We start from the raw sequence: 17,119 nt of genomic DNA, 5'->3' as shown, positions 1-17,119 counted from the left end.
TTAACAAGCTCATCGAACTGTAAAGTTTTCCTACTATAAATAAAGCCATACAAGGTAGTGAATTAAAGCTTTTTAAGCCACTTCAACAACAAACTAGCTATCACTTTTAAGGATGCGATCGCCTAGTTTTTTTCCTTTACACTTCTTTACAATTTACCATTTAGAAACATTTTAAGTCTTGCTGATTTGTAACGAGATAATAAGTTCTATATTGTCTGATAGTCCAGTTAAAAATCAAAGTAGATGTAGGGCAAACTGCCTTCAGGAGCTAATAACCAAACAGCATAGAAACATAGAGGGACGAATACAAGCTTAAGAGGCCAGTTAAACTCTAACTTCAGGATTCGGTTAAAGGCATAGACTACAGCCATAAGGGCAGCTAAAGCTACAAGTACCCAAGTGAGTTGGGATTGGCTCATATTTAAGGCATCCACATAGACCTTTTCAGCAAACTGGGCGTCAGCCGGATAACCCCAAAGATGCCGAATTACCAAAGAAGAGTCTTGGAGATTAGGTAGACGGAACCAAATCCAAGAGGTAAAAACCATCAATTGAGTTAAGAACCAAGCGACAAAGATACCCAGAGGATTTTGCCAGAATTGTTCTAGATTTTCAGAGCGATCGCTTATAGAATCTGTAAGTCGATGAGCCACCAAGGCCAATCCGTGGAATATGCCCCAAACGACATAACCCAAAGCGGCACCGTGCCAGATACCAGCAATTAGCATCACAATAAATAAATTCCAGCAGGTACGGACTAAACCCCGCCGGGAACCACCCAAAGGAAAGTAGACATAGTTACGTAGCCAATCTCCCAGAGTCATGTGCCAGCGCCGCCAAAATTCTGAAATATTGGTGCTGAAATAAGGAAAGTCGAAATTTTCAGGTAGAACCAAGCCAAAAAGCATAGCACTACCACGGGCAATGTCTACGTAACCGTTGAAATCTAGATATAACTGCAAGCCGTATGCGAATGTAGCTAACCACAAATCGGTACTACCCGCCCGTTGCAAATTACCGAAACATAAATCGACGAAAATTCCCAAGTGGTCTGCAAAAATACCTTTTTTGACAGCACCCCTAGCAATCAACCACAGCGCTTCAGTTACTCTATTGGTATTGGGTAATTCTAGTGTATTAAATTGATTTGCTAAGTTGTGATAGCGCGTAATCGGCCCTGAAATCAGTTTGGCGAAGAATAATTTGTATGTAGCAAATTTGAGAAAATTATCAGTAGCAGGGGCACCACGATAGACATCTATTAAATAAGCAATACATTCAAAGGTGAAGAATGAAATTCCTAAGGGTGCAATTAATTTAAAAGAGCTATCTGGTGAGTTTGTTTGGACATGAAAAACAAACTTGAATAAAGGAGTAAAATACTTAAAAGCTAATAAAAGTAAAACATTTAGACTTATACCCAGCCACAAAACTTTTAGACGGCGACGATTCCAATCAACTTGAGCAAATTGCCACTCTTCATTAGAAATTTGCCAGTCAAGAGAATGTTTTCCTGGTGATGTATTGTTTCCAATTTCTAGCCCTACACGGAAATTAATAAACGTCAATGCTAATAGTAATGGTATGTATTGGATATGCAAAGATGCATAGAAAACCAAACTGGCAATTAGCAGCGTCCACAATCGCAATTTATGTTGTGCTAAAGACCAGTAAATTCCTAACACACTCAACAGGAATAGCCCATAGAAAATTGATATAAAGTTCATTTTTTAGTCATTAGTCATTTGTCATTTGTCGTTGGGCACTGGACATTGGGCATTAATCAATAATTCTTCCTCTGCCTCCCCTGCTCCCTCATCCCCATCCCCCACTTCCTACTTCACTGGCCAAGGAATCATTGGATCGTTAGCTAGCTTTTTCGAGACTTCGTATGCACCAAAGCGGTTGAGGTGGCTAGGATCAGAAAAGAAGTCATTTACTTTTAGCCACTGTTGGCTCAAATCACGATAAATAAAGTTGGGATTAGTGGCCAAATGCAACATATATTGCTGAAATTGTTGCTCATATTGTTTACGCACTGGATCTAAATAATCTCCCGTCAGAGGCATGTTGACAAACACTAAAGAGATTTTCTGAGACTGGGTAAACTGAAGCACTTCTTGAAACGCAGCATCTTGCTGTCCTTCTACTTGAAAAGATTTATAGTCGTTGTCATAATTTCCGGGAACTCTAGAATGTTTTTGATAGTATCTCGCGGGATTAAAGCGAATAGACAAGGGTAGAAAGCCATCAAAGTCAACTGCTTGCTGAGAAATACTTTCATCTGAAGTACCGTCTGTCAATTGTTTTTGTGATGCAACTGTCTGATTATTACCAAATATGAGCAGTTGTTTTTGCAGTAAACTTTTAATTTGCTCACGGTTTTGATAGCTAGTAGAAACAGATGCTATAGCCTGATTTAATGACTGATTGACAGCTTCATAAGTACTAATGTCCTGTTTTTCTTCCTTTGTCTTTTCTTCTCCCGAATTTATTGTATTTTCTAAATCATTGCTACTTGCCGTTGTTGGTGTTTTTTGGAATGCTTGTTTATAACCAGCTGATGCAGCCAGCGATTTAAAGGTAATATCCTCGCGCCCACCGTTGAAAGCACGCGCCCCATCTGCCCAGATAATTATTTTGGGTAGTTCTGATGGTTCTAGTACATGACGAATCACAAATTCTACAACTTGTGCTGTAGCACCGTTGATCCCAAAGTTAAACACGTCAAGATTTGGATAGCCTTGAGTTGCTAAAGCTTTAGAAAGCGCTGCGGGGTCTACTCCTCTGAGGGCGCGGGAGGAGCCAATAATCAAGACATCTGGGGGACTACCAGTTCTAGATAAACGCTGTTTATACAGTGCTAATTGCTCGTCTAACTGCCTGACATTAAAACTTGGCATCTGCGATCGCGCTGCTAAAAGAATAGCTGTTGCGGTTGCTTTTTCCTTCAATGGTGCGGCTGCCAAATTATTTTTTGGGGTATCATCACTTTGGGTAAATTCCGAAGCGTTAAATACAGAACTCTGATTTGGAGGAGATTTTTTCTTGGAAGTGCTACTAAAAAATGTCGTTTTCTCAGTCTGATTTTTCCCAGATGTCAAAGATACCTTTTGCTCGGAAGATGAAGATGGGAGGGTGGCACTAGCCACTTTTGGCGAACTGGGCGTATTAAGTGCAATAATTCGACCCAATACCCAATCCGTTTGGAGGGTGAGTAATAATCCCAGCGTTCCCCAAACCAAAGCAATTTTAATTCCTTGAATATCATGGTTACGTTCCGCTGACTCGTTGCTTTCGGTAAATAGCTGGCTTTTCAACAGGAATTTTCTCGCAGTTGAACTCGCCGTTGCTATCCAATCTCGCGCTACTTCTGTTACAAAATTTTGAACTTCTTCTGTCGTTAAGTCTGGGCGCAAAATTGGCTCACTAGTCTCAGATGTTACTAAATCGTTGATGTATATAGAAGTAGCAGCAAATTCTGGGGTTGCTTCTGGCACTAAACGTTGGCGATGTTCAAGATCGACGCCATAATGCCAAAAAGGTTCTTTATTCCCAGCCCGGCGACCGTAGATACGTACTCCTATAATACCGGAAATTTTTAACTGACGGATAAACTGCGTAATTTTACTTGCTACTTGCTGCCGCTGTGGACAAACAGGTGCATCACACATAATGTGCAATAAACCATTTTTGTTCAGTAGAAGTACGCGAATTCCACCTGTCAATAATCGCCAATCCAAATCAGGATTGAGTAAGCGCTCTATTAAAAATACGATCGCTGGTTCATCACCAGTATTTGCCAAATCAAGTGGTGATATAGCAAAGGCAGGATGGGTTGCTGCGGGTAAAGCCAGCCAATCAATCCAAGTGGGTTCCTTGTCGCCTGCTTTTTGTCCGTATATGGTGGCGGCGAGAATGCCTTGAGGAGCGATCGCTTCTAGCTGCGGTAAAATTGCCTCTAAGCACACTACCTTGTCTGGGATCGGGGCTGTTCCTAAAGGATCGAAAGCTGGGATACAAAATATATGTAGCGTTGATTCTTTCAGAGAAACTTGCACACCAACTTTTAATCCTGATAGTACTTCAGCTAATAATCGAGCGATCGCTTGGACATCCCCCCAACGCGCCCACTCCTTCAGCATCACCTCTGGTGGTGTCAAATCCACTCGCAGCAGCCAATCAGGGGCAGTTTCGCCCCTCACCTGAGAAACAATTACGGCATCTTGGTAGCCGGAAAGCTTGAGATAACGCAACTTTTGTGCTATCGGTTCAGCAAGCAACGATGCATCAGGGCTATAGCTTGAATGGCAAAATATCCACAGGCGATTTTCTTCTGACTGAGAATTCTTTGGCTTATATAGCTTAATCTTTACCTGTACTGATACACCTAGCGTACTCAGAGTTTCGCTCAGATATCGAGCGATCGCTTCTGGATTCCCTTGGCGTGCCAAACTTTCGTTAGAGACAATTAGCGCCCCACCCGATTGTTTTGATTTTTCCGAGTCTGCTAGCAGCGCTTGTTGCACCTGATCGAGATGCTTATCTATTTGATTCAAGTGAACTCGATGGCACCATGAGGGACGCTGTTCCCCTTTTCTGCGGCCATAGACAAATACTTGATATATTGAGGTTTGTTCGCTGCTTGTGAGAATATCTAAGTTTGTTTGCTGTAGTGCTTGCAGCAAATCAGACAAAGTGCGCCAACGCTGCGGACATTCTGTACCTTCACAAAGAATATGAAGGTCATTTCCCCGCAACCGGACTTTCACTCCGAAAGTGTTGATCCCTGTTGCTTGGCTCACCCATTGCACTAAGGATTGCTGGCGATCTGGTACTACTGTTTTCATGCTCAGTTAACTTTACAGGAAGCGAGGGTTGGGGGATAGTGCCTGCACTTGTAAACTAGAACCATAGGTCTATCACACTCTGACGGTTTTTTTTAACAATTTTGTTACCTTCGTAGCTCACAAAATCGGACAAGATAGTCTTGTATAGGTTGCAAGTCTGACTAATGTTGAGTTTTGCGTTTATTTTACTAATAGGGAGTCAAAAATCAGAAGTTAGGAGTTAGGAGAGACGCCATTAATCACATCTGTACAGGAGCCAAGAGTCAGAATAATTCTATATGACTGACTGATGACTTGTCCTTTAAAGCCGGACTTGTATCCCACTGCGCTAATGCCTCTGATGGGCGAAACAAACAATAAGCTTATCTCATTTCAACTCCATCCCTTGATCGTTGGAGTCATCCTAACTCCTAACTCTTGTACAGACGCGGTTAATCGCGTCTCTCCTCACAGACGCGATTAACCGCGTCTCTACTCTTAATTCCCATAACCAAAAATTAGCAATGCCTCCTACCAACCAACAGTCTTCAACTAAACCCGCATCCAATCTGGATTTATTTCCCATTCCTCAATCGTTCCTTTTACAAATAGGTACAGCGTCTATATTACTGCTGCTAATTACTGGAAAAGCTACAGTAAGAGCACTAGAAGCCGTAGGAGAAGCCAGTGAAGAATTATTTCGAGGCGATCGCCTACCCAATTTAGACTTCCCATTAGACTTCCCAGATGAACACGAAATCAATCAAGATGAGAAGATATACACCAAATAATTATTTGCTCAGGAACAACCCGGTGAGCATTAAGTGCAAAACCTAGAACCGTAAACAGTAATTAGCTTTACAAAAATAGAGAATATGGGTTCCCTTTTATACTCTTCGTCTCAAACTGCTGATATATACCCGGTGTCAGAATTATTTTTGCGCCATCGTCTCCAGGTAGTGGAAGAATTGTGGGAGTCAGTTCTCCGGCAAGAATGTGGTCAAAATATGGTGGAGTTGTTGCGTCAGTTGCGCGATTTATGTTCACCAGAAGGACAAGCAACAAATGACCAAGCATCCTCAGCCGTCAAATTAATTGAACAACTAAATATCAACGAAGCAATTCGTGCGGCTCGTGCTTTTGCTTTATATTTTCAGCTGATTAACATCATAGAGCAGGAATACGAACAACAGCAGCAATTGAGCCGCTATGAAGCAGACACAGAGGAAATAGAGCCGGAAATACCATCCAATGTTAACTATTCGTCTAATCAAAGAGAAGATGACACGCCTGTTAGCAAGGGAATAGCAGCAGACTTCCTCAAAAAGAATTATCTCGAAAAAGCGCAAGTCAAACCAAAAGGTACTTTTGCTGCCTTGTTTCCCTATTTATTCAAACTGAATGTCCCACCCCAGCAAATTCAACGTCTAATTGCACATCTGGATGTGCGGTTAGTTTTTACAGCACATCCAACGGAAATTGTTCGTCATACCATCCGGGATAAGCAGCGACAGGTGGTACAACTTTTGCAAAAACTGGATACTTTGGAAAACCACTCTGGTAGCACACCAGGAGCATATCCTTGGGAAGCAATAGATGTCCGCGAACAATTGCTCGAAGAGATTCGCCTGTGGTGGCGTACAGACGAACTTCACCAGTTCAAACCCACAGTGCTAGATGAAGTAGATTATGCCCTGCACTACTTTCAAGAAGTTTTATTTGATGGCATTCCGCAACTGTATAAACGTTTCAAACACACTCTATCCAATACCTTTCCTTGGCTAGAACCACCGAGTAAAAACTTTTGCTCTTTTGGCTCCTGGGTAGGCTCAGACAGAGATGGAAACCCATCAGTCACACCTGAAACTACCTGGAAAACGGCTTGCTATCAGCGCAAAATGGTGCTGGAGAGATATATTCAGTCAGTGAAAAATCTGATTGAATTATTGAGTGTGTCGATGCACTGGAGTGATGTTTTACCAGACTTACTGGAATCTCTAGAATTAGATCAATCCCAGTTGAGCGAAGTCTACGACGCACTGGCGCTACGTTATCGACAAGAACCCTATCGGCTCAAACTGGCTTATGTACTGAAACGGCTGGAAAATACTCGCGATCGCAATCTCGCTTTGTACAATCGGGAAACGCCAACAAATCAAGATAGCCCCTTGTATCGTTCGGGAGCCGATTTTTTAGCAGAATTGCGAATGATTCAGCGGAACTTGACAGAAACAGGTTTAAGTTGTCGAGATTTAGAAAATCTCATCTGTCAGGTAGAAATTTTTGGCTTTAACTTGACACAGTTAGATATCCGTCAAGAATCATCTCGCCACGCCGATGCGCTAAATGAGATCCTGGAATACCTGCAAATATTACCTCAACCTTACAACGAACTATCCGAGGAGCAAAGAGTTGCTTGGCTCACAGGAGAACTGCAAACCCGTCGGCCATTAATTCCGGCAGAATTGCCATTTTCGGGAAAAACCAATGATGTAATTGAAACCTTTCGCGTCGTGCGATCGCTGCAACAAGAATTTGGTCTCAACATCTGCCAAACTTACATTATCAGTATGTGTCGCGACGTGAGCGACGTGCTGGAAGTACTACTGTTAGCCAAAGAAGCCAGACTTTTTGACCCCGCCATTGCCGTCGGAACTATTCAAGTAGTCCCCCTATTTGAGACAGTAGAAGATTTACAACGCTCCAGAAGCGTCATGCACAACCTGTTTGAACTGCCGTTATATCGCGCTTTATTAGCTGGCGGTTACGAACAGACAAAACCAGAAGATGCAGATGAAAATTTATCCCCCCCTGCTCCTCGGTCACTGAGCGTAGCCGAAGTGCTGCTCCCCTGCTTCCCTGCTTCCTCCCCCCTCTCCACAAACTTGCAAGAAGTAATGCTGGGGTACTCTGACAGCAATAAAGATTCTGGTTTTTTAAGCAGCAACTGGGAAATTCATAAAGCCCAAAAATCATTGCAACAAATCGCAGAAAACTACGATCTGAATTTGCGGATTTTCCACGGACGCGGCGGTTCTGTGGGACGCGGTGGCGGCCCCGCTTACGAGGCTATTTTGGCTCAACCTGGTCATAGTATCAATGGGCGAATCAAGATTACCGAACAAGGAGAAGTTTTAGCTTCCAAATATTCCTTGGTGGACTTGGCTTTGTACCACATGGAAACCATCACCACTGCTGTGATTCAAGCCAGCCTCCTGCAAACAGGGTTTGATGATATTGAACCCTGGAATGAGATTATGGAAGAATTAGCAGTGCGATCGCGTCAACATTATCGTGCTTTAATCTACGAACAGCCTGATTTTGTTGATTTCTTCCACGAAGTAACTCCCATTGAAGAAATTAGCCAACTGCAAATTAGTTCCCGTCCCGCACGTCGTCCATCTGGTAAGAAAGATTTAAGCAGTTTGCGAGCTATTCCTTGGGTATTTAGCTGGACGCAAACTCGCTTTTTACTTCCTTCTTGGTATGGGGTTGGCACAGCGTTACAAGAATTCTTGAACGCAGAACCAGAAGAACACTTGAAATTACTGCGCTACTTTTATGTTAAGTGGCCCTTTTTCAAGATGGTGATTTCTAAAGCTGAGATGACTTTGGCAAAAGTAGACATCCAAATGGCACACCACTACGTCCAAGAACTGTCAAAACCAGAAGATCAAGTTCGCTTTGCCAAGGTGTTTGACCAAATCGCTAGCGAGTTCTATCTGACAAGGGATTTGGTGTTAAAAATTACCGATCACAATCGACTATTAGATGGCGATCCTGTATTGCAACGATCTGTGCAGTTACGCAATGGGACAATTGTCCCCTTGGGATTTATCCAAGTTTCACTACTCAAGCGTCTACGGCAGTCCCAAAATACTACTGCTACTTCTGGAGTAATTCACTCTCGCTACAGCAAAGGCGAGTTACTACGAGGAGCATTGTTAACTATTAATGGTATTGCTGCTGGGATGAGAAATACAGGTTGATTGGGAATGGGGAATTGGGCATTGGGCATAGGGCATAATGACCAATGACCAATAACCAATGACTAATGACAAAAAACAGAATTTTAATTTGCACTTTCTTGGCACTGTCATCAGGTTTTTTTAGCGCTTACACTAGTGGGCAAATCACCATGATGCTGCATAGCCAAAAGTGCCAAAGCCAACCTTGGGGTTTAAAGGAGATGTGCAATGCTTGGATGACGCCAGGAGCAATATGGCAAGGTAGCACAACAGGGCTATGGACAGGCACTATCTTAGGGGCGTTTGTTGGTGGCGTGGTGACGCGACAAGCTCGTGATTAGCCGTAGGGGCGCAAGGCCTTGCGCCCCCCTAACACATGTGGTTCAAATACTGAAAACTTCTGTAAACGTGAGTTCGGGCAAGTTTGGTGTCAGCAAGGCTGGTAAAATCTAGCCATAGCGAAGAAGAGAAAATCATTATGCCTACCGAAACTAACCCAGGGAATCAAACTACTACAGGAGCTGATGCGATTGACGAAGCGATCGCACAAGGAATTGATTTTGATGGTTCTCCCATTCCACCTGCCAAGCTAGAACTTTATGGTAAAGTTATGGCGCTAGAAGGCAATAGACAGCGCAGTGGTGTATCTAATACGATGCGATCGCGCATTGTGCGAATTGGCGCAAAACATATTCCCCAAGCAGAACTCGACCAATTACTCGTAGATGCTGGTTTCGCGCCTCTAAAAGAGAAAGAAATTGCCTTTTTCTATAGTGGTAAATAAATAAAGTTAGGAGTTAGGAGTTCGTTGAGATAAGCTACTTTCGCAATGGCTGACGACAAACTCTGACACTCCTGACCACAGTGTAATGCTGCTAAATCCCTACTGCCACACGTTTTGGCTTAACACATCAATTCAATTCTTTACCTCACACATCTTAAATCTAAACATAGAAGTTCCTTAGCTGTTATTTTGGATTTCCTCTAACTTGGCACGCACTGCCTGGATATCTTGCCACATTAACCATTTCGGCGCACCTCTTTCCTTAGAAGGATTACGCAGCAAGTAGGAAGGATGAAAAATTGGCATACATAAGCGCCCTTCCCACTCCAGCCACTGTCCGCGAATTTTCGTAATTCCTCGTTTATCGCCAGTGATACCTTTGACAGCAGTTGCACCCGTTAACAGAATTATTTTGGGGTCAACTAAGCGAATTTGTTCTAGTAGGTATGGTAGACAAGCCGCCACCTCTACAGGAGTGGGAACTCTATTATCTGGTGGGCGGCATTTATTGATATTGGCAATATATACATCATGCTCAGTAGTCAGATTTACTGATGCCAAAATTTTCTCCAGCAATTGTCCCGATCTGCCTACAAATGGTAAACCCGTTTCATCTTCATTTTGACCTGGCGCTTCTCCCACAACCATAATTGGTGCTTTGAGATTGCCACGTCCGACAACAGCATGAGTACGAGTGTCTCCCAATGCACAACGGTGGCAGCGATCGCAATGCTGTGTCAACTCCGTTATGTCAGAATAAGTTCCGGGAGCGATCGGAATTTTCGCGTCTGTAGGAATCAGTTCTCGTTGGTTAAAAGTTGAGTCGTCGAAGAGGCTGAGTTGGGTTTCGCTGCTCATGAAAATCAGGATTTTGGCATCAGCGCCAGCTGTTATATCTGAGTTAAATAGCCTTCTGGTTGGATATTTATCAGAACAATAAACTTTTGCTGAATACTTAATTATTTATACAAATCTTATTGTATCAGTTAATTTGAGACAAAATTCAGTCATGATAAAAGCATTGCCGTCTTAAGATGCTGGGGGAAAACATGACACATACCCCACTTTTCGCCGATCGTACCCATGCAGGTGAGTTATTAGCACGAGTAATTCATGATGTTTTAACTCAGCAAACTATTGATTCTGGGGTAAAGCCTGTACCAATTATTTATGCTTTGCCAAGAGGAGGTGTACCAGTAGCAGCACCAGTAGCACGTCTTTTGGATTGCCCGTTGACAATTGTTGTCGCAAAAAAGATTAGCCATCCAGAAAACCCAGAGTTAGCAATTGGTGCAGTGACTACTTCTGGAAATGTTCTTTGGACTGATCAAAAGCTATTTCGTTCTAAACATGATGTGCGGTGGCGAGAAGTGGCTTTAAATAAAGCAATAAAGCTTGCTAAGTCTCTTGAGGCTCAATTAATTCCTACTTGTCCGCAAGTAAATGCAGAGAATGCTACGTTGATCTTAATTGATGATGGTATTGCTACAGGTATGACAATAGCGGTAGCAGCAACTGCTATGAGAGCGCTTTCTCCAGCAGCAGTTTGGCTATGTACTCCAGTAGCGCCGCAAAAATTGCTACCTTGGTTAGAACAGTGGGGCGATCGCACAATAGTTTTGGAAACACCCGAACCATTCTGGAGTGTGAGTAATTTTTACGCAGAATTTCCCCAAGTAGATACATTAGAAGTTCTCGTATATCTCCAACAACAAAAAACAATCGGGGAAATTGATCTGTGCGAGTAATTTTGAATTGTTTTCCGGTCTTGCTTTTTAACTATTTGAAGATGTTCCTTGCTGATATTGCATAGCTTTGGCATAATCACCCAAAGCGTAGCAAGCGACTTTCAGGCTGGCAAGAGCTTGTTCTTCACTGCGACGATCTTTGATATTTCTAGCTAACAACAAACGTTCTTCATAATATGTAATTGCTTTGTTATAATCACCCAAAGCTTCACTAGCAACTCCTAAACTACTTAAAGACTGTTCCTCACTACGCTTGTCTTGAATTTCTTTGGCTAATTGCAACCGATCTTCATAATACTTAATCGCTTTAGTATAATCACCTAAAGCATAACAAGCATTGCCCAGATTTTTTAACACTTGAGAAGCACTGCGAACATTTTTTAATGAGCGTGATAGTACTACACATTGCTCATAATACGCGATCGCTTTTTGGTAATTGTTCAAAGCATACCAAGCATTACCTAAATTCTTGAGTACCTGTTCTTCGCCCCAATTATCTTTGAGTTCCCGCACAATCGCTAGACTTTGCTGCTGATACTCAATGGCCTGTGTAAAGTTGCCTAAAGATTTATACACCAATCCTAGATTATTCAGTGCGGCCACTTGACTTCGTTTGTCTTGGAGTTGCTGCGTTATTTTCAAACATTTTTCTAGATACTCAATAGCCTTTTTATGGTCATTCAGGTGACGGTATGCATTGCCTAAATGGGAAAGAGATTGCATTTGCAATACTAAATCTGAAGTGTTATTGAGCAACGAAAGACACTGTTGGGAGTAAGAGATAGCACCTTTGTAGTTTCCAGCGCTGTAAGTTACCAATCCTAAAAAAGAAAGTACCTGTGCCTGTTTTTCTAAATCACCAACTGCCTGAAACAGCCCCAAGGATTGCTGTAAAGACTTCATAGCCGTTATTAATTCGCCACCTTGCTGCTGTTGAATTCCTTGCCTTAGTAGCTTGGACGCTTCTGACAAATGGTCATCACTTTCTTGTATAGGTATTATTTCTGCTTGTGAACCAGAGTCAAATTCATGGGTAATTGTATTACGCTTCACTGGTTTTAGGTATGTTATGGGTAATTGTAAGGGAACTGTATTTTTAAATCTGTTATTCCATTCACCTTTAGACATCAACTTCTTCCTGTGAAGTCTAGTCCTAAATCTAGTGTTCCCAAAACCAGGATATATCTTTCACCAGCTGGTTTACCACAGCCTAAGTTTAGGAAAAGTGAGAGTTTATATAGCGATCTCTATAGAATACTTAATCGAGGATTTTAGATTATCACTCATGAAGAGTAATAACTATATAGCAGTTTTAGATTATTTGCGAGCGTCTCTGTTTCTTGACTATTTGTATTCTTTATGTCTGGAGTACTTTTATTAAACAACTATTTTTAATAAGCTTATTTAATAGTTTTATTATCAATATATCCTGTAGGTATGGTGCAGAATATCCCGCACCTCCATTAAAATTTTTCCTAGCATATTTTTACCACTCCCATCCGCTCCGCAACCCCAGTAAAAATCGATAGGCGAGTTTTCAACAATTTCTATATTGTTTGTAGAAAGTAAAATATCTCTAATATCTGTATGAGTTTGAAATTTGCACAGCACAGCTTGCCGCATGATGTCATCTTTAACTTGTTCCCAATCTTGGCGTAAGGGACGCGTTCTCTCACGCCCCATTCTTGCTACATCTTTAGGTGTTTTAACTAGGCGGATTTGTTCTACATGGGGTGTACCCACAAACTTTTGCGCCTGAAAGTAGTGTTCGCTAGTTGACCAATACAATCCATCTAATTCAAAGCCGTGGGACGAAAAGTTAGAGAAACAGCCATACTCTTCACGAGTACTATAAAAATAAATTGTCATAAAAATTAATTTAATTTTCTTGAATTTCCTAAATTTGTAAGTTTTTTATAAAACAGATGACTTATTTTCTGTTGATTCAATAAATGCCTCAAACTGACCATTAGGAGTCCATTGGATAGCCCCATCTCGTCCTGTAAAAAATAGTTTAGTTTGACTTTGATTCAGTTCAGATAAAGTTTTTGGATCAAAGTTGGCAGAAGAAGCGATCGCTACTTGTGGTTGCAGAGCAATAACTAAATCCTTCAATGACTCAGGGGCACACCAAAGCACTTGCGGGCGAGACAAACTTCCGTTTTTAACGAGTTGTTGCACCTCTTTAGACTTAACATTACCTACTAACAACCAATTCTGATCTAAAATTTGCAATTGTAAAATAGGTAATTGGTCGTTGATTAACTGCGCTACTATCGAACCAGTTTTCACAGCTTGCCCAACTGCCAAAGTTTGATAAATTCCTTGATGTTTTTGTAGCTCCTGTTGAATTGCTTGAGTTGTAATAGAATTATCTGTTTGGTTGGAATATTCATAAAAATTATTAATTGGTAAACGTTGCATTAATTCAAACCAAGCATTACTTTCATTACCTTGAAAATCAGTTGCGATCGCCCAGTTTATTTGATTTATACCCTGCTGTTGTAAAAACGGTAAAATTGTAAAACGTCCTGTACCTTCATCACCGCTATTAATTACAGTTACAGTACCTCGATCTTGAACAACTATAATTGGTTCTGTTCCAGATTCTAAAACTGTTATCCTAAACAATGTATTTTTAGAATGCCAAAGCGGGATGAATATTAAACCAATCGCAATCATATTAGCAAACCACCATCGCCTTTGCCACCAACGCACTAGCCAGACCAATATAATTAGTATATAAATCGCCAAAAGCTGCCAAGTAGATATACTGCCTACAACAACAGAATTTCCAGGCAACTTGCTAAAAAATTCCACTAGTTTAATTAGCCAATCAGTAGGATAATGTAACACCCCGGCTACGAAGCTTCCTGCTTCAGTCCAAACTAAACCTACTAACGCACTGATAATTCCACCTATACTAATGATCGAAATTAATGGAGTACTAACCACATTCAACAACAGACTATAAGATGGTACAACTCCAAAGACAAAAAGTTGTACAGGTAAAGTCCAAATAGTGGCAGCTAGGGGAACAGCAATCAAAGCAGCGATCGCAGGTGGTAGCCATGCTAGACGATTGACTAATGCGGGTACTGTTACAACTAATCCTAATGTCGCTAAAAAACTTAATTGAAAACCTAAATCCCAAATCCATAGAGGATTAAATACTAATAGTAGAGTTGCTGCCAATAGTAACGATCCAAACTGTTTTACTTTCCTTTTTAATAGCAAGCCAACTAATGCCGCAAAACCCATAAGTACGGCTCTGAGAACCGCAGGTTGAAATCCTGTCAAACTCAGAAAAATAATTAAAGCCAAAAAGCCAAGGGTAAATTGCGTTCCTTTTTTTGCTCGCCTTGTTAACTGTAAAATCACACTCAAAATCAAAGAAGTTTGGAACCCAGAAGCCGCTAAAGCATGAGCTAATCCAGCTTGTACAAATAAGTCGCGGATATCGTAGGGTAAATCAACAGCTTTGCTGCCTAAAACCATTGCACTGACAAGAGGCCCTTCAGGAATACCCAACCAACGAACTTGCGATCGCACAATTCGCTCCCGAATTTGCCACCATCCCCATTTACGTTCCCGATCCAAAACATTTATTTGTCGCCCAATCAAACCAGCAAACGTTCCTTCCTGCTTGAGAAACTTCTGAAAATCGAAACCACCAGGATTGGAAGCCGCCTTTGGTTTATACAAAATCCCAGTCACAGCAATTTCTTGACTAGGGTATAACCCAGTAGCCTGAAGTATAGGGACTGTTACATACAATTTCCCTGTAACCCCTTGTGGGACACCTGCTGAACCTTGATCATTTTTGACTTCATCTAACTGAGTCGTTTCCAGCCAAAATTGTCCTCGCTGACTGCGAGTTAAGCGAGGGTTACTCACCACTTCGCCGCGTACAATCACAAGTTGTTCTTGATTGCTGCTATTTCCAGGCGGGACAAACTGACTAATATCTTTTGCATCCGGTTGTGGCATTCGCCATTGAAAATATAGAGTTGCCAATAATCCCACCAAGCCAGCAGCTAACCATATTCGAGGATGGGGAGTACTTTGCCAAATATTAGGCGCTGCCTTATTTTTGCTTCCAGCATTTTCCGGTTTCTGAGCAAATTGTTGCAGTGTGGTGCGTTTTCTAAAAAGTATTGCTCCCACAATCCCCACAACCAAAATCCCCACACCACCCCAAGGAACTGCTGTAAGCAGCAACCCAAAAATGTAGCCAAGACAAATAATTACACCACTGGTTTGAATCATAAGATTTTTGTAAAAGCACCTGGCAATCCGAATTTGCAGATGGTTTAAATATAGATAGGGCAGCAATAAAGAAAAATCGACGTTGCTGAATTTGGTTATGAAATTCAAAAATAAAATATTCCAAACTCTTATTATCTGTGTTTGGAGCACCCCTGCGTGAGCTTTGTATCTCTTTAATTAACAACAGCGAAAAATTTTTCTGCTTGTGGTGAGTATAGTACATCAAGTTTATATAAACAAAGCCCGCACAGGCGGGCCTTATCCTTGTATCTTGAATTTTCTAGACTCAATATTTAACCGTATTTCTGTTCTTTTGCAAAAGCTGCATTAAAAAGATATACCTAGCTTAAACCTCAGACCACAAGGATAAACAGAACATAAAATTGTAGTGAATTGAATTTGGCATGACTCTGCGTACCTTTGCCTTTACTCTGCGTTTAAAACGCTATTGTTTTACACAAAGATGTACTTAGTTCGTGTAAACGCACCCTTTAGTATATTGGGTTTCCTGTTGAACTCACAGTATCTTTGAGCAACGGAAAACCCAACTTCTCCCTTTGCTCAACATATAAATGAGCTACCTTCCTAGCCAAATGCCGAATCCTGGCAATATAGCGAGTTCTCTCTGTTACCGAAATCACACCTCTAGCATCCAGCAGATTGAATGTGTGTGAACACTTCATTACATAATCTAAGCTAGGCACTACCAATCCTCGCTCCGTCAATTGGGTAGCTTCCTGCTCATACAAATTAAATAATGTCAGTAGCAACTCAGGATTTGACGCTTCAAAGTTGTATGTACATTGCTCAATCTCACTTTGCAGGAAAACATCACCATAAGTAGTGTTATCTGTCCATTGGATCTTAGTAAATGCTTCTACTTGCTGGAGATACATTGTCAGCCGCTCTAACCCGTATGTAATTTCAATCGACACCGGACGGCAATCAATTCCTCCACACTGTTGGAAGTAGGTAAATTGAGTAACTTCCATCCCATCTAACCATACTTCCCACCCAGTGCCCCAAGCTCCCACAGTTGCATCTTCCCAGTTATCCTCTACAAACCGAATATCGTGGTCTTGAGGACGAATACCTAAAGCTCTTAATGAATCAAGATAAATCTCCTGAATATTATCTGGTGATGGCTTAATCAGAACTTGATATTGATAATAGTGTTGAAAGCGGTTGGGATTTTCGCCGTAGCGTCCATCAGTAGGACGACGACAAGGCTCAACGTAAGCAACAGCCCAAGGTTCCGGCCCCAATGCTCTTAAAAAAGTCTGGGGATTCTTAGTACCAGCCCCCTTTTCAATATCGTAGGGCTGCGCAATAAGACAACCGTGATCGCCCCAAAAATGATGCAATAGACTTATTACCGACTGAAAATTCACGCTTGTTCTATCCTTAGTCAACACAGTGCATAAACCATTGTTGCCTAGAACCTGGCACTGTGGGCAATTTCAGGAGATGCAGAAATCTTCCAAAAATAATTTGGGAAAAATAGTTGACACAATGAATTAG

Annotated in this window: 12 protein-coding genes; 5 read left to right on the top strand and 7 right to left on the bottom strand. The window is 41.6% G+C overall.

Going from position 1 to position 17,119, the window contains the following annotated elements:
• Positions 1–227 precede the first annotated feature (227 nt).
• Positions 228–1,727, bottom strand: coding sequence for an MBOAT family protein (locus RMY16_RS25360; RefSeq protein WP_322738675.1), 1,500 nt, complete (start codon positions 1,725–1,727; stop codon positions 228–230).
• A gap of 108 nt (positions 1,728–1,835) precedes the next feature.
• The gene (locus RMY16_RS25355) at positions 1,836–4,850 is read right to left on the bottom strand and encodes a DUF1574 family protein (RefSeq protein WP_322738674.1); all 3,015 of its coding nucleotides are present in this window, start codon (positions 4,848–4,850) and stop codon (positions 1,836–1,838) included.
• 503 nt (positions 4,851–5,353) lie between these two features.
• On the opposite strand from RMY16_RS25355, the gene RMY16_RS25350 reads away from it, so the two are divergent.
• The 4 genes from RMY16_RS25350 to RMY16_RS25335 all read left to right on the top strand — a co-directional run bounded on the left by RMY16_RS25350 (position 5,354) and on the right by RMY16_RS25335 (position 9,581).
• Positions 5,354–5,620 carry a hypothetical protein gene (locus tag RMY16_RS25350; protein ID WP_322738673.1) on the top strand — a complete coding sequence of 89 codons (267 nt, stop codon included), beginning with the start codon at positions 5,354–5,356 and terminating at the stop codon, positions 5,618–5,620.
• Between the two features lie 84 nt (positions 5,621–5,704).
• On the top strand, positions 5,705–8,818 hold the full coding sequence (locus RMY16_RS25345) for a phosphoenolpyruvate carboxylase (RefSeq protein WP_322738672.1): 3,114 nt from the start codon (positions 5,705–5,707) through the stop codon (positions 8,816–8,818).
• Positions 8,819–8,883: 65 nt separating this feature from the next.
• A complete protein-coding gene (locus RMY16_RS25340; RefSeq protein ID WP_322738671.1) occupies positions 8,884–9,138 on the top strand; it encodes a hypothetical protein in 255 nt (84 codons plus the stop codon).
• A gap of 137 nt (positions 9,139–9,275) precedes the next feature.
• Positions 9,276–9,581, top strand: coding sequence for a DUF4090 family protein (locus RMY16_RS25335; protein WP_100898458.1), 306 nt, complete (start codon positions 9,276–9,278; stop codon positions 9,579–9,581).
• A gap of 177 nt (positions 9,582–9,758) precedes the next feature.
• Here the strand turns inward: RMY16_RS25335 and RMY16_RS25330 are convergent, their stop codons facing one another.
• Positions 9,759–10,439 carry a uracil-DNA glycosylase gene (locus tag RMY16_RS25330; protein ID WP_322738670.1) on the bottom strand — a complete coding sequence of 227 codons (681 nt, stop codon included), beginning with the start codon at positions 10,437–10,439 and terminating at the stop codon, positions 9,759–9,761.
• A gap of 191 nt (positions 10,440–10,630) precedes the next feature.
• Between RMY16_RS25330 and RMY16_RS25325 the strand changes: the two genes are divergently transcribed.
• On the top strand, positions 10,631–11,329 hold the full coding sequence (locus tag RMY16_RS25325; protein ID WP_322738669.1) for a phosphoribosyltransferase: 699 nt from the start codon (positions 10,631–10,633) through the stop codon (positions 11,327–11,329).
• A gap of 27 nt (positions 11,330–11,356) precedes the next feature.
• Here the strand turns inward: RMY16_RS25325 and RMY16_RS25320 are convergent, their stop codons facing one another.
• From RMY16_RS25320 to glyQ, 4 genes are all read right to left on the bottom strand, one after another.
• On the bottom strand, positions 11,357–12,457 hold the full coding sequence (locus tag RMY16_RS25320; RefSeq protein WP_322738668.1) for a tetratricopeptide repeat protein: 1,101 nt from the start codon (positions 12,455–12,457) through the stop codon (positions 11,357–11,359).
• Between the two features lie 291 nt (positions 12,458–12,748).
• Positions 12,749–13,198, bottom strand: coding sequence for an NADAR family protein (locus RMY16_RS25315; protein ID WP_322738667.1), 450 nt, complete (start codon positions 13,196–13,198; stop codon positions 12,749–12,751).
• A gap of 45 nt (positions 13,199–13,243) precedes the next feature.
• Positions 13,244–15,598, bottom strand: coding sequence for a ComEC/Rec2 family competence protein (locus RMY16_RS25310; RefSeq protein ID WP_322738666.1), 2,355 nt, complete (start codon positions 15,596–15,598; stop codon positions 13,244–13,246).
• A 491-nt stretch (positions 15,599–16,089) separates the two neighbouring features.
• A complete protein-coding gene (gene glyQ / locus RMY16_RS25305) occupies positions 16,090–16,989 on the bottom strand; it encodes a glycine--tRNA ligase subunit alpha (protein WP_322738665.1) in 900 nt (299 codons plus the stop codon).
• Positions 16,990–17,119 lie beyond the last annotated feature (130 nt).

Origin of the sequence: Nostoc sp. DedQUE12b (assembly GCF_034530835.1) — a bacterium.
Lineage (GTDB): Bacteria > Cyanobacteriota > Cyanobacteriia > Cyanobacteriales > Nostocaceae > Nostoc.
Note: the sequence above shows the minus strand (reverse complement) of the source record. Positions and strands in the feature narration are given on the sequence as shown.

Excerpts from the sequence above, each read along its gene's own strand:
- RMY16_RS25360 (WP_322738675.1), bottom strand. The coding sequence starts at position 1,727 with ATGAACTTTATATCAATTTTCTATGGGCTATTCCTGTTGAGTGTGTTA.
- RMY16_RS25355 (WP_322738674.1), bottom strand. The coding sequence starts at position 4,850 with ATGAAAACAGTAGTACCAGATCGCCAGCAATCCTTAGTGCAATGGGTG.
- RMY16_RS25350 (WP_322738673.1), top strand. The coding sequence starts at position 5,354 with ATGCCTCCTACCAACCAACAGTCTTCAACTAAACCCGCATCCAATCTG.
- RMY16_RS25345 (WP_322738672.1), top strand. The coding sequence starts at position 5,705 with ATGGGTTCCCTTTTATACTCTTCGTCTCAAACTGCTGATATATACCCG.
- RMY16_RS25340 (WP_322738671.1), top strand. The coding sequence starts at position 8,884 with ATGACAAAAAACAGAATTTTAATTTGCACTTTCTTGGCACTGTCATCA.
- RMY16_RS25335 (WP_100898458.1), top strand. The coding sequence starts at position 9,276 with ATGCCTACCGAAACTAACCCAGGGAATCAAACTACTACAGGAGCTGAT.
- RMY16_RS25330 (WP_322738670.1), bottom strand. The coding sequence starts at position 10,439 with ATGAGCAGCGAAACCCAACTCAGCCTCTTCGACGACTCAACTTTTAAC.
- RMY16_RS25325 (WP_322738669.1), top strand. The coding sequence starts at position 10,631 with ATGACACATACCCCACTTTTCGCCGATCGTACCCATGCAGGTGAGTTA.
- RMY16_RS25320 (WP_322738668.1), bottom strand. The coding sequence starts at position 12,457 with ATGTCTAAAGGTGAATGGAATAACAGATTTAAAAATACAGTTCCCTTA.
- RMY16_RS25315 (WP_322738667.1), bottom strand. The coding sequence starts at position 13,198 with ATGACAATTTATTTTTATAGTACTCGTGAAGAGTATGGCTGTTTCTCT.
- RMY16_RS25310 (WP_322738666.1), bottom strand. The coding sequence starts at position 15,598 with ATGATTCAAACCAGTGGTGTAATTATTTGTCTTGGCTACATTTTTGGG.